At 70.4% G+C, this 20,067-nt stretch carries 16 protein-coding genes, 1 pseudogene and 1 other annotated feature; of the genes and pseudogenes, 6 read left to right on the forward strand and 11 right to left on the reverse strand.

The window, feature by feature from the left end; genetic code table 11:
- Positions 1-2: 2 nt before the first annotated feature.
- From aspS to ETP66_RS04640, 3 genes are read left to right on the forward strand one after another with little or no spacing between them, the layout of a single operon-like run.
- Positions 3-1,748 carry an aspartate--tRNA ligase gene (gene aspS / locus ETP66_RS04630; protein WP_130841075.1) on the forward strand — a complete coding sequence of 582 codons (1,746 nt, stop codon included), beginning with the start codon at positions 3-5 and terminating at the stop codon, positions 1,746-1,748.
- Complete coding sequence (locus ETP66_RS04635) at positions 1,741-2,634, forward strand: PhzF family phenazine biosynthesis protein (protein ID WP_130841077.1); 894 nt, start codon at positions 1,741-1,743, stop codon at positions 2,632-2,634. The genes aspS and ETP66_RS04635 overlap by 8 nt, the downstream gene beginning before the upstream one ends.
- A complete protein-coding gene (locus tag ETP66_RS04640) occupies positions 2,634-3,437 on the forward strand; it encodes an HAD family hydrolase (protein ID WP_130841079.1) in 804 nt (267 codons plus the stop codon). The genes ETP66_RS04635 and ETP66_RS04640 overlap by 1 nt, the downstream gene beginning before the upstream one ends.
- Here the strand turns inward: ETP66_RS04640 and ETP66_RS04645 are convergent.
- The 4 genes from ETP66_RS04645 to ETP66_RS04660 form a co-directional block, all read right to left on the reverse strand.
- Positions 3,434-4,048 carry a hypothetical protein gene (locus ETP66_RS04645; protein ID WP_130841081.1) on the reverse strand — a complete coding sequence of 205 codons (615 nt, stop codon included), beginning with the start codon at positions 4,046-4,048 and terminating at the stop codon, positions 3,434-3,436. The two genes, ETP66_RS04640 and ETP66_RS04645, sit on opposite strands and share 4 nt — an antisense overlap.
- The gene (locus tag ETP66_RS04650; RefSeq protein WP_130841083.1) at positions 4,045-5,262 is read right to left on the reverse strand and encodes a sensor histidine kinase; all 1,218 of its coding nucleotides are present in this window, start codon (positions 5,260-5,262) and stop codon (positions 4,045-4,047) included. Before ETP66_RS04650 ends, ETP66_RS04645 begins: the two co-directional genes overlap by 4 nt.
- Positions 5,240-5,902: a response regulator transcription factor gene (locus ETP66_RS04655; protein ID WP_130841085.1), complete on the reverse strand. Its 663-nt coding sequence runs from the start codon at positions 5,900-5,902 to the stop codon at positions 5,240-5,242. Before ETP66_RS04655 ends, ETP66_RS04650 begins: the two co-directional genes overlap by 23 nt.
- A 73-nt stretch (positions 5,903-5,975) precedes the next feature.
- Positions 5,976-6,608, reverse strand: a complete 633-nt coding sequence (locus ETP66_RS04660; RefSeq protein WP_130841087.1) for a hypothetical protein — start codon at positions 6,606-6,608, stop codon at positions 5,976-5,978.
- Between the two features lie 83 nt (positions 6,609-6,691).
- Here ETP66_RS04660 and asnS point away from each other — a divergent pair, with 83 nt between their 5' ends.
- On the forward strand, positions 6,692-8,008 hold the full coding sequence (asnS, locus tag ETP66_RS04665) for an asparagine--tRNA ligase (RefSeq protein ID WP_130841089.1): 1,317 nt from the start codon (positions 6,692-6,694) through the stop codon (positions 8,006-8,008).
- 636 nt (positions 8,009-8,644) lie between these two features.
- Positions 8,645-9,019 (forward strand): annotated as a pseudogene (locus ETP66_RS12380) (DUF418 domain-containing protein); the annotation flags it as partial.
- Positions 9,020-9,151: 132 nt separating this feature from the next.
- Here the strand turns inward: ETP66_RS12380 and pdxT are convergent.
- The 7 genes from pdxT to fsa form a co-directional block, all read right to left on the reverse strand.
- A complete protein-coding gene (pdxT, locus tag ETP66_RS04680; RefSeq protein WP_130841093.1) occupies positions 9,152-9,718 on the reverse strand; it encodes a pyridoxal 5'-phosphate synthase glutaminase subunit PdxT in 567 nt (188 codons plus the stop codon).
- Positions 9,719-9,787: 69 nt separating this feature from the next.
- Complete coding sequence (locus ETP66_RS04685; protein ID WP_130841095.1) at positions 9,788-11,842, reverse strand: heavy metal translocating P-type ATPase; 2,055 nt, start codon at positions 11,840-11,842, stop codon at positions 9,788-9,790.
- A 31-nt stretch (positions 11,843-11,873) separates the two neighbouring features.
- Positions 11,874-12,236, reverse strand: coding sequence for an ArsR/SmtB family transcription factor (locus ETP66_RS04690; protein ID WP_330848611.1), 363 nt, complete (start codon positions 12,234-12,236; stop codon positions 11,874-11,876).
- A gap of 47 nt (positions 12,237-12,283) precedes the next feature.
- Entirely contained in the window at positions 12,284-13,165 is an 882-nt protein-coding gene (gene pdxS / locus ETP66_RS04695; RefSeq protein WP_201738470.1) for a pyridoxal 5'-phosphate synthase lyase subunit PdxS, read from the reverse strand.
- Positions 13,166-13,232: 67 nt separating this feature from the next.
- Positions 13,233-14,408 (reverse strand): peptidoglycan DD-metalloendopeptidase family protein, encoded by a 1,176-nt coding sequence (locus ETP66_RS04700; protein WP_130841101.1) that lies wholly within the window; start codon positions 14,406-14,408, stop codon positions 13,233-13,235.
- A gap of 122 nt (positions 14,409-14,530) precedes the next feature.
- On the reverse strand, positions 14,531-15,811 hold the full coding sequence (gene rho / locus ETP66_RS04705; RefSeq protein WP_130841103.1) for a transcription termination factor Rho: 1,281 nt from the start codon (positions 15,809-15,811) through the stop codon (positions 14,531-14,533).
- Positions 15,808-16,479, reverse strand: a complete 672-nt coding sequence (fsa, locus tag ETP66_RS04710; protein WP_130841105.1) for a fructose-6-phosphate aldolase — start codon at positions 16,477-16,479, stop codon at positions 15,808-15,810. The genes rho and fsa overlap by 4 nt, the downstream gene beginning before the upstream one ends.
- A 136-nt stretch (positions 16,480-16,615) precedes the next feature.
- Positions 16,616-16,850: a binding site (T-box leader), on the forward strand.
- A gap of 34 nt (positions 16,851-16,884) precedes the next feature.
- On the opposite strand from fsa, the gene ileS reads away from it, so the two are divergent.
- Positions 16,885-20,016 (forward strand): isoleucine--tRNA ligase, encoded by a 3,132-nt coding sequence (gene ileS, locus ETP66_RS04715; protein ID WP_130841107.1) that lies wholly within the window; start codon positions 16,885-16,887, stop codon positions 20,014-20,016.
- Positions 20,017-20,067 lie beyond the last annotated feature (51 nt).

The raw sequence follows: 20,067 nt of genomic DNA on the forward strand, positions 1-20,067 counted from the left end.
CCATGCGCCGCACCCACTACGCGGGCAGCCTCAGGGAAGGGCATGTGGGCGAGGAGGTGGTCCTCGAGGGCTGGGTGAACCGCAGGCGGGACCTGGGGGGGCTCATCTTCCTGGACCTAAGGGACCGGGAGGGGCTGGTGCAGCTGGTGGCCCACCCCCATAGCCCCGCCTACCGGGAGGCGGAGCGGGTGCGCCCGGAGTGGGTGGTGCGGGCCCGGGGCCTGGTCCGCCCCCGCCCGGAGCCCAACCCCCGCCTGGCCACCGGGGGGGTGGAGGTGGAGCTCTCTGCCCTGGAGGTCCTCGCCGAGGCCAAGACCCCCCCCTTCCCCGTGGACGCGGGCTGGCGGGGGGAGGAGGAAAAGGAGGTCTCCGAGGAGCTCCGCCTCCGGTACCGCTACCTGGACCTGAGGCGGCGGCGGATGCAGGAAAACCTGCGCCTGCGCCACCGGGTGGTCAAGGCCATCTGGGACTTCCTGGACCGGGAGGGCTTCGTCCAGGTGGAGACCCCCTTCCTCACCAAGAGCACCCCGGAAGGGGCCCGGGACTTCCTGGTGCCCTACCGCCAGGCCCCGGGCCTCTTCTACGCCCTGCCCCAGTCCCCGCAGCTCTTCAAGCAGATGCTCATGGTGGCAGGCCTGGACCGCTACTTCCAGATCGCCCGCTGCCTGCGGGACGAGGACCTACGGGCCGACCGGCAGCCCGAGTTCACCCAGCTGGACCTGGAGATGAGCTTCGTGGAGGTGGAGGACGTCCTCGCCCTCAACGAAAGGCTCATGGCCCACGTGTTTCGGGAAGCCCTGGGGGTGGAGCTTCCCCTCCCCTTCCCCCGCCTCCCCTACGCCGAGGCCCTGGAGCGGTACGGCTCCGACAAGCCCGACCTCCGCTTCGGCCTGGAGCTCGTGGAGGTGGGGCCTCTGTTCCGGGAAAGCGGGTTCGGGGTCTTCCGCCAGGCGGAAAGGGTGAAGGCCCTGGCGGCGCCCAAGGCCCTTAGCCGCAAGGAGCTTGCCGAGCTGGAGGAGCTCGCCAAGCGCCACGGGGCAGGGGGCCTGGCCTGGGCCCGGGTGGAGGAGGCGGGCTTCTCCGGCGGGGTGGGCAGGTTCCTGGAGCCCGTGGGGGAGGCCCTTCTGAAGGCCACGGGGGCCAGGCCAGGGGACACCCTCCTCTTCGTGGCCGGAACCCCTAAGGCGGCGGCGGAGGCCCTGGGCCAGGTGCGCCTCCGGCTGGCCGACCTCCTCGCCCTGCCCCGGGAGGGCTTCCGTTTCCTCTGGGTGGTGGACTTTCCCCTCCTGGAGTGGGACGAAGGGCGGCAGGGATGGACCTACATGCACCACCCCTTCACCAGCCCCCACCCCCAGGACCTGCCCCTCCTGGACACGGACCCCGGGAGGGTGCGGGCCCTGGCCTACGACCTGGTGCTGAACGGGGTGGAGGTGGGAGGCGGGTCCATCCGCATCCACGACCCGGGGCTTCAGGCCCGGATGTTCCGGGTGCTGGGGATCGGCGAGGAGGAGCAGCGGGAAAAGTTTGGCTTCTTCCTCGAGGCCCTCGCCTACGGGGCCCCCCCCCACGGGGGCATCGCCTGGGGCCTGGACCGGCTCCTGGCCCTTTTGACGGGAAGCCCCTCCATCCGCGAGGTCATCGCCTTCCCCAAGAACAAGGAGGGCAAGGACCCCCTCACCGGGGCCCCGAGCCCCGTAGGGGAGGAGCAGCTAAGGGAGCTCGGCCTCCAGGTGGTCCGGGATGGCTAGGATCCCCTACGTGATCGTGGACGCCTTCGCCCCCACCCCCGGGGCGGGCAACCGGGTAGCCCTGGTCCTGGACGCCCGGGGGATGACCCTAGAGGAAATGCAAAGGGTGGCCCAGCGGCTCGCTGAGCCCGAAACGGCCTTCGTCACCGAAGGGCGGGAGAACATCTTCGCCGTGCGCTTTTTCACCCCCATGGGCGAGGTGGAGTTCTCCGGGCACGCGGCGGTGGCCCTGGGCCTGGCCCTGGTGCGCCTGGGCCTGGCCCCCGAGGGCGCCACCCGCCTCTTCCTCCACACCCCCACCGAGGCCCTGCCGGTGGAGGTGGAGTACGGGGAAGGGGAACCCAAGAAGGCTTGGGTGCGGGGGCCCGCCCCCCGCTTCCGCGACCTCCCCCCCTACCGGGCCCTGAAGGAGGTCCTGGAGGCCCTGGGGGGCGACGAGCGCTACCTCCACCGGGGCCTCCCCTACGGCATCGCCTACACCGGGCTCTGGAGCCTCTTCGTCCCCCTCATCGCCCCGGGGGTGGTGGACGCCCTGGAGCCGGAGATGCCCCTCCTGGCGGAGCTTTCCCGCAGGCTGGAGGTGGCCACGGTGCACGCCTACGCCCCCATGGGCCCGAGGAGCTTCTACGCCCGGGACTTCGCCCCCCTCCTGGGCATCCCCGAGGACCCGGTGACCGGCTCGGCCAACGCCGCCTTAGGGGCCCTCCTGGCCCGGGCGGGGGTGGTGCCCCGGCGGGAGGGCCGGGTGGCCCTCACCGTCTATCAGGGCCACCGCCTGGGGAACCCGGGGGTGGTGGAGGTGGTGGTGGACTACAGCCCCACGGGCGTGCCCTACGCGGTGCAGATCGGCGGCGAGGCCGCTATCCTTAAGACCGGGGAGCTCTGATGGTGGGCTTGGTCTTCGTGGACGTGGACGGCACCCTGGTGGGCCGGGAGGGGGTACCCCCCTGCGTCTGGCCAGCGGCCCAGGCCCTGCGGGCGCAGGGGATGCGCCTGGCCCTGGTCACCGGCCGCCCCGGCCGGGGGGAGGCCCTGTCCCTCGCGGGAAAGCTCCAGCCCGGGGGCCTCCACACCTTCGAGTCGGGGGCGGTGGTCCTGGACCTATCCCAAGAGCCCCCCAGGCCCTTCCTGGTGGAGGCCCTGCCCGAGGGGGCCGCGGCGGAGGCGGTGCGCCGGGCCAGGCAGCTCGGGCTCCCCCTGGAGGGCTACACCGCGGAAGGGGGGTTCTACGTGGAGGGGGATAGCCCCCTCTTCCGGGCCCACCAGGCCCTTCTGGGCATGGAGGCGGAGGTGGCGGACCTCCTGGACCAGAGTCCCCTCGTACGCCTGCAGGTCCTGGCCGAGCCTGAGGCCCCCCTGGGGGCCTTCCTAGAGACCCTGCCCCCGGAGCTGGAGGCCCACGTGGCCGAAAGCCCCAAGATGCCCGGGGTGCGCTTCGTCTCCCTCACCCGGCGGGGGGTGAGCAAGCTCTCCGCGGCCCGCCGCGTGGCGGAGGCCTACGGCCTCCCCCTCGAGGCCTGCGCCATGGTGGGGGACGGGGAGAACGACCTGGAGCTCCTCCAGGCGGTAGGCCTGGGCATCGCCATGGGGAACGCCCCCCCAAGGGTGAAGCGGGCCGCCCGGCGGGTGGTGGCCCCGGTGGAGGCCTGCGGCCTGGCCGAGGCCCTGCGCACCCTTTTGGAAGCCTAGGGAAAGGGGCGGAAACGGCCCCAGGCGATCCGGCCCTCCCGGTAGACCCCTACCCCCTCCACCCAGCCTGGGGGCAGACCGGGAGGGGGAGGCCGCAGGCCTGGGGGCAGGGCCAGGAAGCGCCGCCCGTCCCAGTAGGCCACCAGCCGCACCTCAGCGCCCCCAGGAGCGGCCCTCAGGGCGAAGGTCTGCACCCTCCCCCCTCCCTCCACCGTCCAGAGCTCCACCCCGGCATACCCTCCCTGCCCCACCGCTGCCCCCGGACCCCGGTAGTAGGCAAAACGGTTTGGGGAAAGCACCTGGAGCCGCTCTGCCCTGAACCCTCCCGCCGCCCAGTTCCCCTCGGCTTCCACCACCATTCCCGGAGCCAGAACCCCAGTCCAGGGGGAGGCGCCCAACAAGGGCACACCCCCAACGAGCAGGGTGCGGCCGTCGTTCAGCGTCACGGCCCCGTAGAAGCGCTCCAGATCTCGAGCCTCTTCGGGCGGAGGCGGGGGCTGGCCCTCGGCCGGAGGAGGCTTGGGAAGGGGCAAAGGGGGGAGGGGCAGGGGGGGCAGGTCCAAAGCCCAGGCCGCCGACAGGAGGAAGGGCAGAAGGGCCCAAAACCTCACGGAACCTCCTTGGGCAACCGCAACACTACCCGCCAGCCGGGCTGGGCGTTGCCCCACTCTACCGTCCCCCCCATCCGCTCCACCGAACGCCGCACCAGGGCCAGCCCCAGGCCCGAGCCTGAAGAGGAAGCCCCCTTACGGAAGGGCGTACCCAGCTCCGCCTCCAGGTCCTCGGGCACCCCAGCCCCGTGGTCCCGCACCGAGAGGGCCACCCAGGGCCCCTCTTCCCAGAGGCGCACCTCCACCGGAGGGCGCCCGTGGCGGAAGGCGTTCTCCAACAGGTTAAACAGGACCCGGCGCAGGAGCTCGGCAGCTCCCCACACCTTCCCCTCACCCTCCAGCCGCAAGAGGACCCCCGGCCACTGGCGGGCCAGCTCCAGGAGGTGGGCCTTAAGATCCACCCGCTCCCGCACCAACTCCCCCCGGGCTAAGGCCAAGAGCCCCTCCAGCAAGGCTTCCAAGCGCCCGATCTGGGCCTTTAGGCGTGGTAGAACCTGCTTCGGCGGCAAGAGGCCCTGCTCCAGGGCCTCCACCTGGCTGCGCAAGGCGGCCACCGGGGTCCTGAGCTCGTGGGCGGCATGACGGGTGAAGGCCCGCTCCCGCTCCAGGAAACCCTGCACCGCCCGCACCATGCGGTTAAAGCTCACGGCCAAGCTGGAAAGCTCATCCCTGCCCAAGGGGATGGGAACGGGCTCGGGAAAGCGTTCCTGAGAAAGGGCTTCTGCCGCCCGGGCCAGGTCCCTGAGGGGGCGGAGGAGGCCTTGCAGGAGGAGAAAAGTTATCCCCAGGGCCAGGCCCAGGGCCAGGGGCAGGGCCAGGAAGCTGGCGGTGAGGGCATACCCCAGGCTTGGGGCAGGCAGAGCCACCTCGAGGGCATACCCTTGGGGCAAGGCCCAGGCCGCCCGGATCCAACCCCCGCCCTCGGGGAAAGGCCCTCCGTAGTGGAGGTAAGCCCTCCCTTCCCGGGAAAGCCGGGCCCTTCCCCCTACGAAGGCCAAAAGGGGGGCGGACCGCTCGGGATGAAGGGTAGGCAGGGGACCGTTGAACTCCAAGGCTTGGTAAAGGGTCTGGGCGAAGAGGAGGAGCTCCCTCCGGGCCACGGTCTCCGAGGCCCTCAGCAAGGCCAGGTACCCCAGACCCAGCTGGGCCAAGGCGGAAAGGGCCACCACCAGCCCCACCCCCAGGAGCAGCCTACTGCGAAAGCCCAAGGCCATACCCCCCAGCCCCCGTCCGCACCACCTCCGGAGCCAGCTTCCGCCGCAGGCGGTGGATGTACACCCGGGCCATCCTCACCCCGGACTCGCGGCCAGGAAACAGGCGGTCCGCCAACTCCTCCGGAGGGAAAAGGCGCTCGGGGTAGCGGCACAGAAGCTCCAACAGGGCGAACTCCCTGGGGGAAAGGGCAACCGCTTCCCCCTTCCAGTAGGCCCTGCGTCCCACCAGGTCCACCTCCAGTTCCCCCTTGAGGAAGCGCGTGCCCTTGTAATGGGCCCCCCGGCGGAGAAGGGCCCTCACCCGGGCCAAAAACTCCTCCAAGGCGAAGGGCTTCACCAGGTAGTCGTCCCCCCCCAGGTTCAGCCCGGCCACCCGGTCGTCCAAGGCATCCCGGGCGGTGAGGAAGAGGATGGCCCCTTCGTAGCCGCCCTCGCGCAGCTGGCGGGCAAAGGCAAAGCCCGCCTCCTCCCCCTCGGGGAGCATGACATCCAGGACCACCAGAAGCGGCTCGCCCTCCAGAAAAACCTCCCAGGCCGACTCCAGGCTACCGGCCCAGACAGCCTCGTACCCCTCTCGCCGCAAAAGAAGCAGCAGGGGCTCGGCGATGTCGGGCTCGTCCTCCACCACCAAGATGCGCATGGCCTTTCCATTCTCCCATCCCAAGGCCCGGCTCCCCCAAGGGTCCAAGGAGCCGGGCCGAAGGAGGAAGCGCCTACCTTCCGAGGCCGAGGCCGATCCCGATGCTCACGCCACCCCTGCCGCGAACCTCTCCGGCGCCCCCCGTCTGGTCACCGGCCCCAGCCTGGGAGCTCGAGGCGGCCAGGGCCACCTCCACCAGGCTCCGCACCCGGCCGTCCACCTTTACGGCCACCTCCACCAAGACCGCTCCGGCGTGGTGGACCTCCAGGGTGCGCTCCTGGCCTCCTAGGATCAAAGTGACGTGGGTGGCCCCGGTAGCGTGGACCCGGGCCTGGGGGTTAACCTCCACCAAGCCCACCACCCGCTGGCCCGCCCAGAAGACCGCCAGGTCCTTCTCTCCCCGTAGGGCGGCCCAGATTTCCGCCGCCACCTTGGCCAAGGCCTCGGTCCTGCCGTTGAGCCAGACCCGGGTTTCCCCCAAGGTCTTCCCCGCCTGGGCCAGGGCGAAGGTGTAGACCTCCCCCTCCAGCCAAAGCCTGGCCTCCGCCTGGCCCAGCGGCCGAGGGGGAAGGATCTGGTGCAAACCCCCTTGGGCCACCAGCTGGCCCTCGGCGTACACCTGCACCCAGGCCTGGTCCCCACCCTGAGCCAGGGCCCCAACGCCGAGAACAACCCCTAAAATCCACGCGCCGATCCGCTTGACCATACCCAATCACCTCCCAGGGCCAGGGTAGGCAACCGCGGTAAACAAGGGGTTAATGCTTCAGGCCCCCTTTAGGATAGAAGGGTATGCGGGTCTTTATCGATGAGGTCGCCGAGCACCAGGGCCAGGAGGTGGAGCTCCGGGGCTGGCTTTATGGGAGGCGCTCCAAGGGCAAAATCCACTTCCTCATCCTCCGGGACGGCACCGGCTTCCTGCAGGCCACGGTGTTCAAGGGGGAGGTGCCAGAGGAGGTGTTCGCCCGGGCGGACCACCTGCCCCAGGAGACCGCCTTGCGGGTGTGGGGGGTGGTGCGCCGGGACGAGCGGGCCCCCGGGGGGTTTGAGCTTGCGGTGCGGCACCTGGAGGTGGTGAGCCTGCCCCAGGGGGAGTACCCCATCGGCCCCAAGGAGCACGGCATCGACTTCCTCATGGACCACCGCCACCTGTGGCTGCGCCACCGCCGCCCCTTCGCGGTGATGCGCATCCGGGACGAGATCGAGCGGGCCATCCACGACTTCTTCGCTGCCCGGGGCTTCCTCCGCTTCGACGCCCCCATCCTCACCCCGAGCGCGGTGGAGGGCACCACCGACCTCTTTGAGGTCGACCTCTTCGACGGGGAAAAGGCCTACCTCTCCCAGTCGGGCCAGCTCTACGCGGAGGCGGGGGCTTTGGCCTACGGCAAGGTCTACACCTTCGGCCCCACCTTCCGCGCGGAAAGGAGCAAGACGAGGCGCCACCTCCTGGAGTTCTGGATGGTGGAACCCGAGGTGGCCTTCATGACCCACGAGGAGAACATGGCCCTCCAGGAGGCCCTGGTGAGCTACCTGGTGGGCCGGGTCCTGGAGCGGCGGGCTAAGGAGCTGGAGCTCCTGGGGCGGGACCCCAGGGCCCTCGAGCCCGCCGCGGAGGGGCGCTACCCCCGGCTCACCTACAAGGAGGCCGTGGCCCTGGTGAACCGCCTGAGCCAGGAGGACCCTGAGGTGCCCCCCCTCCCCTACGGGGAGGACTTCGGCGCCCCCCAGGAGGCCGCCCTCAGCCGGCGGTTCGACCGCCCCGTCTTCATCGAGCGCTACCCCGCCCGGATCAAGGCCTTCTACATGGAGCCCGACCCAGAAGACCCCGAACTGGTCCTAAACGACGACCTCCTGGCCCCGGAGGGGTACGGGGAGATCATCGGGGGCAGCCAAAGAATCCACGACCTGGAGCTCCTGCGAGGGAAAATCCGGGAGTTCGGCCTGCCGGAGGAGGTCTACGAGTGGTACCTGGACCTCCGCCGCTATGGCAGCGTGCCCCACGCGGGCTTCGGCCTGGGCCTGGAGCGCACCGTGGCCTGGATCGGTGGCCTCGCCCACGTGCGGGAGGCCATCCCCTTCCCGCGGATGTACACCAGGATGCGCCCCTAGGCCATGCCCCCGGCCGAGCGCGACCCCTTCCTGGACACCCTCCGGGGCTTCGCCCTCTTGGGGATCCTCTGGGCCAACCTGCTCTTCTTCCGGGCCCTAAACGTCCTGGACCCCACCCCGGACCCCGCGGCCCTGGCCGATCCCCGGGAGCGGGCGGGCTACGCCCTCACCCTGGCCCTGGCCACGGGCAAGTTCTACCCCCTCTTCGCCTTCCTCTTCGGGATGGGGCTCGCCCTCATGGCCCGCAGGCTGACCGCCTGCGGCCTTTCCCCCAGACCCGCCCTCCGCAGGCGGCTCTTCCTCCTGGGGCTCATGGGCCTCCTCCACGGCCTTCTCCTCTGGCCAGGGGATGTCCTCCTGCCCTACGCCCTGGCCGGGGGGATGGGCCTCCTCCTCCTGGGGCGCCCCCCCGGGGTCCTGGCGGCGTGGGGGGCAGGCGCCCTCCTCCTGGCGGGCCTCCTGGTGGCTCTGCCCGTGGGGGAGGAGGGGGCGCGGGAGGTGCGGGCCCTGGCCCAGGGGTTCCGGGAGGCCCACGCCGCGGGGCCTGTCCCCTGGCCCCTGCGCCTGGAGGAGTGGACCCTGGCCCTTTTGGGAAACCTCCTGGCCTTCCCCATGGTCCTGGGCCTCCTCCTGGGGATGGCGGCGGTAGGGGCCGGGCTCCCCGGGGCCCTGCCCCGCCTGCAGGGGGTTTTGCGTCCCCTAGCCCTTTTCCTCCTCCCCTCGGCCCTCCTCGCCCACGGCCTCCTGGCCTGGCGGACGGCGGAGGCCCTGGCGGCGGGGAGGCTGGGGGAGGCCTACTTCGGGCAGGGGCTCCTCCTCGCGGCCGGGCCCTTCCTCAGCCTGGGGTACGCCGCCCTCCTGGCCCTCCTCTGGCTCCGCCTTCCCCCCTTGCGGCAGGCCCTCCGCCCCGTGGCCCGGGCGGGGCGGATGAGCCTCAGCCTTTACCTCCTCCAGTCGGTCCTGGGCACGGGCCTCTTCTACGGCTTCGGCCTCGGGCTCCACGGGGAGGTGGGCTACGCCCTGCTTGCTGCCCCTTTTGGCCCTGGGGCTTTGGGGCTTGCAGGTGGCCCTGGCCCACCTCTGGCTCCTCCGCTTCCCCCAAGGGCCCCTGGAGTGGCTCTGGCGCCGCCTGGCCTACGGGGGCTAAAGCCCCGCCAGGTCCAGGAAGAAGCGGTGGAGGCGGGTGTCGGGGGTGAGCTCGGGGTGGAAGGCGCTGGCCAGCACCTTCCCCTGGCGCACCAGGACGGGCAGGTCCCCCAGCTCCGCCAGGACCTCCACCCCCGGCCCCAGGCGGCGGAAGGCGGGGGCGCGGATGAAGACCCCGTGGAAGGGCCCGAGGCCCCGGACCTCGAGGTCCTCCTCGAAGCTCTCCACCTGGCGGCCGAAGGCGTTGCGCTCCACGGCCGCGTCCAGCACCCCCAGGCGGGGCTGCTCCGGGTAGCCCAGGATCTCCCGGGCAAGCCATATGGCCCCGGCGCAGGTGCCGAAGAGGGCCAGGGAGCCCTCCGCCACCCGCTTCCGCACCTCCTCCTCGATGCCGTACTCCCGCGCCAGCTTGCCGATGGTGGTGGACTCCCCCCCGGGCACAACGAGGGCCTGTAGGCCCTGAAGGTGCTCCTTCTTCCGCACCTCCCTGGCCTCCACCCCCAGGCGCCTCAGGGCCTCCTTGTGCTCGCGAAAATCCCCTTGCAGGGCCAGCACGCCGACCACCCCCTCATCCTGGGATGGGCCGGGGGGCCTGTCAAGGGCGAGGCCCGGAAGGGTTCAGGGAACAGGGTATCAGACCCTAGCCCAGAGGAGGCGCAGGCTGTTCAGGGTCACCAGGACCAGGGCCCCGTTGTCGGCCAGGACCGCGGCCCAAAGCCCGGAAAGCCCCAGGAGGGTGGTGAGGAGGAAAAGCCCTTTGAGGCCCACGGCCAAGGCGATGTTCCAGCGCACCGCGGCCAAGGCCAGGCGGCTCAGGCGCAAGGCCCGGGGCAAGGCGGCCAGGGAGAGGAGGCCCACGTCCGCTGCCCTCAGGGCCACCCCCGTGCCCTCGGCCACCGCCAGGCCCACCGTGGCCCGGGCCAGGGCGGGGGCGTCGTTGGCCCCGTCCCCCACCATGGCCACACCCCCACGCTGGGCCAGCGCCTCCACCAGCTGGAGCTTGTCCAGTGGGGAAAGCCCGGCCCGCACCTCCTCCTGGGAAAGCCCCAGGGCCTGGGCCAGGGGCAGGGCGGCCCCGGTCCGGTCCCCGGTGAGGAGGAGGGGCTTGAGCCCCAGGGCGCGGAGGGCCGCCAAGGCCTCCCTGGCCTCCGGCCTGGGCGCGTCCTGGAAGGCGAAGAGGGCCAAGGGTTCCCCCGAGCGCACCAGGAGGGTGAGGGTCATCCCCTCCTCCTCCAGGGCCCGGGCCTGGGTGCGGAGGGGTTCGGGAAGGGCCACCGCCTCGGGGCGCACGAGCCCCACCTCCTCCCCCGCCACCCGGGCGAAGCTCCCCAGGCCGGGCTCGCTCCGGTGCCCCTCCGCCTCGAGGCCCCCGGGGCCCTCCGCCTCCCTAAGGGCCCGGGCCAGGGGGTGGGCGGAGCCCTGGGCCACCGCCTTGGCCAGGGCCAGGGCCTCCCCGCCGCCCACCCGCCAGGGCATCACCCGCGCCAGGCGGGGACGGCCCAGGGTGAGGGTGCCGGTCTTGTCCAGGGCCAGGTGCCGCACCCCGGCCAGGCGCTCCAGGGCGGCCCCGCCCTTGAAGAGCACCCCCGCCCGCGCCCCCCGGGCCACCCCGGCGGCGATGGCCGCGGGCACGGAGACCACCAGGGCGCAGGGGCAGGCGATGAGGAGGAGGGCCAGGGCCTTGTAGAGGTGCTCCAGGAAGTCCCCCCGGAAAAGGGGCAGGGCGAGGGCCACGAAGGCCGCCAGGGCCAGGACCGCCGGGGTGTAGCGGCGGCTGAAGGCGTCCATCACCCGCTCGGCCCGGCTCTTGCGCAGGAGAGCCTCCTCCGCCAGACGCTCCATCTCCGCCAAGAAGCCCTCCTTGGGGGGGCGCTCCACCCGGAGGACCAGGCTCCCCTCGGCCACCAGGCTCCCCCCGTAGACCCTATCCCCCATGCCCCTCGTCCCGGGCAAGGGCTCCCCGGTGAAGGCAGCTTCCTCCACCAGGGCCTCCCCCTCGAGGACCACCCCGTCCGCGGGCACCCGCTCCCCCGGGGGGACCCGGACCCGGTCCCCCGCCCGGAGGGCCTCCAGGGGCACCTCCTCTACCCCCCCGTCTCCCAGCCGGTAGGCCCGCCGGGGGAGGAGCTCCCCTAGGACCCTGAGACCCCGCCGGGCCTGGGCCACCGCGTAGGCCTCCAACACCTCCCCCACCAGGAAGAGGAAGACCACCACCGCGGCCTCCGCCTGGGCCCCGATGGCCAGGGCCCCCAGGGTGGCCGCCGTCACCAGGGCCTGCATGCTGAAGGGGTTCTGCCGAAAACCGGCCGCGGCCCTGCGGGCCAGGGGATAGACCCCCACCAGGGCGGCCAGGGCGTAGCCCCACCCTGCCCAGGTCGGAAGGAGGAAGGAGGCCAAGAAGGCCAGGAGCAAAAGCCCCCCTGTGAGGAGGGCCCAGGGCCAGGGGCCGGGAAGCCCCCGGGCCTCCTCCCCGGCGGGCCTAAGGCGGTAGCCCAGGGAGGCGAGGGCCCGCTCCGCCTCCCGCTCCGCCCCCGGCACCTCCAGGTGCAGGTAGGCCTTGCCGCTTTGGAAGCTCACCTCGGCCCTAGCTACCCCCGGTACGGACCGCAAGGTCCCCTCCACCTTGCGGGCGCAGTCGGCGCAGTCCATGCCCTCCACCCGAAACACGCGTACCCTGGGGGCCTCCACGCCCCCAGGGTAGCATCATTTGAACACTTAGTCAAGTTTTCTTTTCTTCCGCGTGCTCCAGGGCCCCCTCCAGGAGCTGGGCCACGTGGGCGTCCGCCAGACGGTAATAGACCTGCTTTCCCTCCCTCCGGAAGGCCACCAGCCTCGCCTGGCGCAGGAGCCTGAGCTGGTGGCTCACCGCGGAAACGGAAACCCCCACCAGGAGGGCCAGGTCGCACACGCAAAGCTCCCCCGCCGCCCTCAGGGCCAGAAGGAGGCGCATCCGGGTGGGGTCGGCCAGGGCCTTGAGGAGGAGGGAAGCCTCCTGGAGCACCGCTTCCCCGGGCAGGGCGGCGCGGGCCCTTTCCACCCGCTCGGGGTGGATCTCGTAGACTCCGCAAACCGCCCGGCTCACCTGCATCCTCTCGGGACCCCCAGGCGGGCCTGGGCCCGCCCTGGGCCCTACCAGCCCCGCTTGGCCAGCCGCTCCTCTTCCCGAAGCTCTTCCAGGTTGATCCCCACCATGGGCTCGCCCAGGTCCTCGCTGACCTCGGCCAGCACCTCGGGGTCGTTGTAGTGGGTCACCGCCCGGACGATGGCCCGGGCCCGCCGCTTGGGATCCCCGGACTTGAAGATGCCGCTTCCCACGAAGACCCCGTCCATGCCCAGGTGCATCATGAGGGCGGCGTCCGCGGGGGTGGCGATGCCCCCGGCGGCGAAGTTGACCACCGGCAGCCGCCCATGCTGGTGAACCCAGCGCACGAGTTCCAAAGGCGCCCCGATCTCCTTGGCGTAGGCCATGAGCTCATCCTCCCTGAGGGACTGCACCTGGCGGATCCCCTTCCACACGGCGCGGGCGTGGCGCACCGCCTCCACCACGTTGCCCGTACCCGCCTCCCCCTTGGTGCGGATCATGGCCGCCCCCTCGGCGATGCGCCTCAGGGCCTCCCCCAGGTCCCGGGCCCCGCAGACGAAGGGCACCCGGAACTTCCACTTGTCGATGTGGTGCTCCTCGTCGGCGGGGGTGAGCACCTCGGACTCGTCGATGAAGTCCACCCCAAGGGCCTCGAGGATCATGGCCTCCGCGAAGTGGCCGATCCGGACCTTGGCCATCACCGGGATGGACACCGCGGCCATGATCTCCTTGATGACCTTGGGGTCGGACATGCGGGCCACCCCGCCCTGGGCGCGGATATCGGCGGGCACCCTCTCCAGGGCCATCACCGCCACCGCCCCCGCCTCTTCGGCGATGGCCGCCTGCTCCGGGGTGGTCACATCCATGATCACCCCGCCCTTGAACATCTCGGCAAAGCCCGTCTTGATCTGGAAGGTGCCCTTCTCCATCCCGCCCTCCATCCTCCAGCTTAGCGCCCCCCCGGTCAAGGGGCGGGGCCAACAAAGGGGATGGGGCTCAGGGCAGGTAGCTCAAGGGGTTCCGGGGCACCCCGTTCACCCGCACCTCGAAGTGGAGGTGGGGGCCGGTGGACCACCCGGTGGAGCCCACGTGGCCAATCACCTGGCCTGCCTCCACCCACTGCCCGGGGCGCACGGCGATGCGGGACATGTGGGCATAGAGGGTTTCCTTTCCCCCCCCATGGTCCAGGACCACGTGGAACCCGTAGCCCACGGCGCTCCAGCCCGCCACCCGCACCTGCCCCGCCTTGGCCGCCAGAATGGGGGTGCCCTGCGGGGCGGCCAGGTCGATCCCCGTGTGATAGCGCTGGAAAACCCCCCGCTGGCCGTAATAGGTGGTGATGCGGAAGCCCCCCGCCAGGGGCCAGCGCATCCCCCCCTCCTGGTAGCTCACGGGACGGGCCTGGGCCTGCCGGGCCCGCTGCTGGGCCAGGGCCTGCTGCCGCCGCCGCTCTTCCGCCAGCCGCCTGAGCTCCTCCTGGCGGCGGCGCTCGGCTTCCAGGCGGGCCCGGCGCTCCTCCTCCTGCTTGGCCAAAAGCCGCTCGTAGGTGGTCCGGGCCTGGATGCCGGGGAGGAGGACCAGATCCCCCGGCCGGAGCTCGGCCGGGTTGTCGATGCCGTTGGCCCGGGCCACCTGGACAGGGGGGAGGCCGAAGCGCTGGGCAAGGTCCAGGAGGGTTTCCCCCTCGGGCAGGGCCACCAGAAGCCCCCGCACCTCCCGGGGGATGTAGAGGACGCTCCCCGCCACCAGCCGGTCAAGGCTTTCCAGGGTGGGGTTGGCGGAGACCAGCTCCAAAGGGGTGAGGCCGAAGCGGGCCGCCACCCCGGCCAGGGTGTCCCCCGGCTGCACCCGGTAGGCCTCCACCCCTGGGGGGACCCGGGGGGGGCGCTCCCCTTGGTCCACCAGGGGGATGCGGAGGGGCTGGCCCACCTGCAGGCGGTGGTCCTTCAGGCCGCTGGACCACATGATGTGCTGCGCCTCCACCCCGTAGCGGGCGGCGATCCCGGCCAGGGTGTCCCCCGGGCGCACCCGGTAGAGCACCCAGCCCTTCCTGGGGGCTTGGCCCACCTCCACCGTGGCCTCGGGAAGGGGCAGGAGGCTGAGGAGGGGAAGCTGGGCCCAGGCGAGGGCGGAAAACGGCAGGCAGCATACGATCCCCAAAATTCCCCGCAACGCTCACCTCCAAAAGGGTACCGCCAAAACCTCTCGGGGGATTATACCAGCCCTAGGCCCCAAGGGGGCAAGGGGCAAAGGCCCTGGGCAGCACCCCAGGGTGCCGCCCTCCCCCGCGCTCCCTAGCGGGCCGCCAGGGAGGCCAGGAACTCCCGGTTGCTCTTGGTGCGCCCCAGGCGGGCCAGGAGCATCTCCATGGCCTCCGCCGGATCCATATCCGCGAGCACCTTGCGGAGGAGCCACATCTTGTGCACCACCTCCTCCCCCAGGAGGAGCTCTTCCCGCCGGGTACCCGACTTGAGGATGTCGATGGCGGGGAAGATGCGCCTTTCCTCCAGGCGGCGGGAGAGGTGGAGCTCCATGTTGCCCGTGCCCTTGAACTCCTCGAAGATCACGTCGTCCATGCGGCTTCCCGTCTCCACCAAGGCGGTGGCCAGGATGGTGAGGCTGCCCCCACCCCTGATGTTCCTGGCCGCCCCCAGGAAGCGCTTGGGGAAGTAGAGGGCCGCGGAGTCCAGGCCGCCCGAGAGGGTGCGCCCCGTGGGCGGGGTCACCAGGTTGTTGGCCCGGGCCAGGCGGGTGATGGAGTCCAGGAGGATCATCACGTGCCCCCCTTCCTCCACGATGCGCTTGGCCCGTTCATGGACGAACTCCGCCACGCGGATGTGGTTCTGGGGAGGCTCGTCGAAGGTGCTGGCGATGACCTCGGCCCCCCCCACGCTTTCCCGGAAGTCCGTGACCTCCTCGGGGCGCTCGTCGATGAGGAGGACGATGACCTTGATGTCGGGCTCGTTCTTGAGGACGGCGTTGGCGATCTTCTTGAGGAGGGTGGTCTTCCCCGCCTTGGGCGGGGCCACGATGAGCCCCCGCTGCCCCCGGCCGATGGGGGCCAGGAGGTCGATGACCCGGGTGGAGAGCTCGTCGGGGGTGGTCTCCAGCTTGATCTGCCGGTCGGGGAACTGGGGGATGAGCTCGTCGAAGCGGGGGCGGTTCTTGGCGGCCTCGGGATCCAGATCGTTCACCGCCTCCACCTTGAGGAGGGTGCCGTAGCGCTCGTTCTCCCGGGGAGGCCGCACCCGGCCCACCAGGTAGTCCCCGCTCCTCAGGGCGTACTGGCGGATGACGCCGGCGGATACGATGGCCACCCGGCTCTCCAGGTTGTAGAGGTTTTCCGTGAGGAAGCCGTAGCCGTCCGGGCTGATCTCCAGGTAGCCCTTGACCAGCTGCAGGCCCTCCCCCTGGGTCTGCCGCTCCAGGAGGGCCATGATGAGCTGGTCCTTCTTCATGCGCTTGTAGTTCTCGATCCCCGCCTCCTGGGCCAGGAGGTGGAGCTCAGGCAGGATCTTGGCCGAGAGCTCCTGGTAGGAAAGAGGGGCCTCCGGGGTTTCTGCTCTTCTCCTCATGGCCTGACCCTCTCCCAATCCGCCAGAAAGCGCGCGAGGCCGATGTCCGTCAGGGGATGCTTGAGCAGCTGCTTGAAGACCGCGTGGGGCAGGGTGGCGATATCCGCCCCCAGAAGGGCCGCCTCGGTGACGTGGCGGGGGTGGCGGATGGAGGCGGCGATGACCTTGGCGGAGAGGTCCTGTACCTGGATCATCTCCACGATCTCCCGCAGAACCTCCCCCCCGTCCCAGGAGATGTCGTCCACCCGGCCCAGGAAGGGGGAAAGGTAGGCCGCCCCGGCCCGGGCCGCCAGGAGGGCCTGGTTGGCGGAGAAGACGAGGGTCATGTTGACCCTCACGCCTTCAGCGGTGAGGCGCTTGCAGGCCTTGAGGCCCTCCTCGGTGGTGGGAAGCTTGACCACGATCTGGGGGTGGATGGCGGCGAGCCGCCTCCCCTCCGCCACCATCCCCTCGGCGTCTAGGGCCGTGACCTCGGCGGAGACGGGTCCCTCCACCGCCTCGCAGATGGCCCGCAGGTGGGCCTCGAGACCCTCCCGGCTTAGCTGCCCCCCCCGGGCGGCGAACTCCTTGGCCACCAGGGTGGGGTTGGTGGTGACCCCCGAGAGCACCCCCCAGGCGGCGATCTCCCGTATCTCCTCCAGGTTGGCGGTGTCCAGGTACAGCTCCATGCGCGCTCCTTTTGCGGGATGAGAACCGGCTTAGCCTGAGTCTAGCAGACCCCATCGGGGCGTTGTCAAGCTGGGTGGGGGCTGCTAGCATGGGCTTAGCCGCCAACGGGGGATTTTACCCCAGGGGGCATGAGCTGTAAAGGCGTGGATGGGGAGAGTACCCCTTTCCAATAGCCCCAAGCGAGCCGGGGAGGGTGGAAGCCCGGCGGTGAGGAAAGGCGGGAAGATCACCCCGGAGCCGCGGGAGGAAAAGGGCCGGTCCCTGAGTAATGCCCGCCGGGTGCGCCCGTCATAGCGCAAACGAGGGCCTGGAAGCCTCTTCCAGGAAGCGCGGTGGTACCGCGGAAGCCGTTGGCGCTTTCGTCCGCGCCCCAAGGGCGCGGGCGTTTCTTTAGGGAGGAGCGTATGTTCAAGGAGGTCGGTGAACCCCACTTTCCCAGGCTGGAAGAGGAGGTGCTGGCGTTTTGGAAGCGGGAAAGGATCTTTGAAAAAAGCGTGGAAAACCGCAAAGGGAGGCCCCGCTACACCGTCTACGAAGGCCCCCCCACCGCCAACGGCCTCCCCCACGTGGGCCACGCCCAGGCCCGGAGCTACAAGGACCTCTTCCCCCGCTACAAGGCCATGCGGGGCTACTACGTGCCCCGCCGCGCCGGCTGGGACACCCACGGCCTGCCGGTGGAGCTGGAGGTGGAGAAGAAGCTCGGGCTAAAGAGCAAACGGGAGATCGAGGCCTACGGCATCGAGCGCTTCAACCAAGCCTGCCGGGAGTCGGTCTTCACCTATGAACGGGAGTGGGAGGCCTTCACCGAACGCCTGGGGTACTGGGTGGACCTCAAGGACGCCTACGCCACCCTGGACCCCAGCTATGTGGAAAGCATCTGGTGGAGCCTGAAGAACCTCTTCGACCGGGGCCTCCTCTACCGGGACCACAAGGTGGTGCCCTACTGCCCCCGGTGCGGCACGCCCCTTTCCTCCCACGAGCTCTCCCTGGGCTACAAGGAGATCACCGACCCCTCGGTCTACGTGCGCCTTCCCCTTAAGGAACCGGGAAGGCTGGGCCTTTCCAGGGCCAGCCTCCTCATCTGGACCACCACCCCCTGGACCCTACCCGGGAACGTGGCCGCGGCGGTGCACCCGGAGTTCACCTACGCCGCCTTCCAGGTGGAAGGGGAAGCGCTCATCTTGGAGGAAAACCTGGGGAAAAAGCTCCTGGGCGAGGAAACCCCCATCCTCAAGACCTTTTCAGGGAAAGAGCTGGAGGGCCTCCCCTACGAGCCGCCCTATCCCCAAGGGGTGGAACGGGGCTACTTCGTGGTCCTGGCGGAGTACGTGAGCCGGGAGGACGGCACGGGCATCGTCCACCAGGCCCCCGCCTTCGGGGCGGAGGACCTGGAAACGGGAAGGCGTTACGGCCTCCCCCTCCTCAAGACGGTGGACGAGGAGGGGAGGCTCCTGGTGGCGCCTTTTGAGGGCCTCCCCTTCCGCGAGGCCAACCGGGCTATCCTGAAAGACCTCCGCTCCCGGGGGCTTCTTTTCAAGGAGGAAAGCTACCTCCACAGCTACCCCCACTGCTGGCGCTGCTCCACCCCCCTCATGTACTACGCCACGGAAACCTGGTTCATCCGTAATACCCTCTTCAAAGAGGAGCTCATCCGCAAAAACCAGGAGATCCACTGGGTGCCGCCCCACATCCAGGAGGGCCGCTACGGGGAGTGGCTAAGGAACCTGGTGGACTGGGCTCTAAGCCGCAACCGTTACTGGGGCACGCCCCTTCCCATCTGGGTCTGCGGCTCTTGCGGGGAGGAAGAGGCCATCGGCAGCTTCCAGGAGTTGAAGGCAAGAGCCATTCAACCCCTTCCTGAGCCCTTTGATCCCCATCGTCCCTACGTGGACGGGGTGGAACTCCGGTGCACCTGCGGGGGCACCATGCGGCGGGTGCCCTACGTGATCGACGTCTGGTACGACTCCGGGGCCATGCCCTTTGCTTCCTTGCATTACCCTTTTGAAAACGAGGAGGAGTTCAAGGAAGCCTTCCCCGCGGACTTCATTGCGGAAGGCATTGACCAGACCCGGGGCTGGTTCAACTCCCTGCACCAGCTTGGGGTGATGCTCTTCGGCTCCATCGCCTTCAAAAACGTCATCTGTCACGGCCTCATCCTGGACGAAAAGGGCCAGAAGATGAGCAAGTCCAAGGGAAACGTGGTGGACCCCTGGGACATCCTCCGGGAGTTTGGGGCGGATGCTCTAAGGTGGTACATCTACATCTCTGCCCCCCCGGAGGCCGACCGCCGCTTCGGACCCAGTCTGGTGCGGGAAGCGGTGCGGGACCACTTCCTCACCCTCTGGAACGTGTACAGCTTCTTCGTCACCTACGCCAACCTGGACCGGCCGGACCTTAGGAACCCGCCCCCTCCGGAGAAGCGCTCCGAGCTGGACCGCTGGCTTTTGGCCCGGATGCAGGACCTGATCGGGAGGGTGACGGAGGCCCTCGAGGCCTACGACCCCACGCAAAGCAGCCGGGCCCTGCGGGACTTTGTGGTGGAGGACCTCTCCCAGTGGTACGTGCGCCGGGGAAGGCGGCGCTACTGGAAGAACGAGGACCCCTTGGACCGGGAGGCGGCTTATGCCACCCTGTACGAGGCCCTGGTCCTCATCGCCAAGCTCTCCGCCCCCTTCACCCCCTTCCTGGCGGAGGTGCTCTGGCAGAACCTGGTGCGCTCGGTCTTCCCGGAAGCCCCCCTCTCCGTGCACCTCGCCGACTGGCCGGAGGTGGATCCCCACCTGGTGGACGAGGAGCTGGTGGCCAAGATGCGCGCCGTGCTCAAGGTGGTGGACCTGGCCCGCTCCGCGCGGGCCAAAAGCGGGGTTAAGACCCGCACCCCTCTTCCCCTTCTCCTCCTCACCGCACCCAGCGCCCTGGAGCGGGAGGGGCTGAGGCACTTCGCCCCCGAGATCGCCGAGGAGCTAAATGTGAAGGAGGTGCGGGTTTTGGAGCCCGGGGAAGAGATCCTCTCCTACCGGGTGCTCCCCAACCTGAAGCTCCTAGGGAAGAAGTACGGCAAGCGGGTGCCCGCCCTCCGCGAGGCCCTGGAAAGGGAGGCCTCGAGGGTGGCCAGGTCGGCCCTGAAGGGGGAGCCCGTGGCTCTAGAGGTGGAAGGGGAAACCCTGGTCCTCGCCCCGGAGGAGGTGCTCCTCGAGGCCCAGGCCCCCGAGGGCTACCTGGCCCTGGAGAAGGACGGGTACGTGGCCGCCCTGGAGGTGCGGGTCACGGAGGAGCTAAGGCTTGAGGGCCTGGCCCGGGACCTGATCCGCCATCTGCAGCAGACCCGCAAGGAGATGGGCCTCAAGGTTTCCGACCGCATCCGGGTGGGCTACGAGGCGGAAGGGGCCTACCGCGAGGCCCTCGCCCGCCATGGGGCCTGGATCGCGGGGGAGGTCCTGGCCCTGGAGTTCGGGGAAGGCCTCTTCCCCGGCCACGAGACCCGCCTCGAGGACGAGGAGGGGCGGGTGCGCTTCAGCGTGGCGAGGCTGGGATAGCCGCACGACAAAGGCCGCGGGGAGGGCCCTCGGCCTCGAGGCCTACCTGCG

Source organism: Thermus thermamylovorans, from assembly GCF_004307015.1.
GTDB classification, from domain to species: Bacteria; Deinococcota; Deinococci; order Deinococcales; family Thermaceae; genus Thermus; species Thermus thermamylovorans.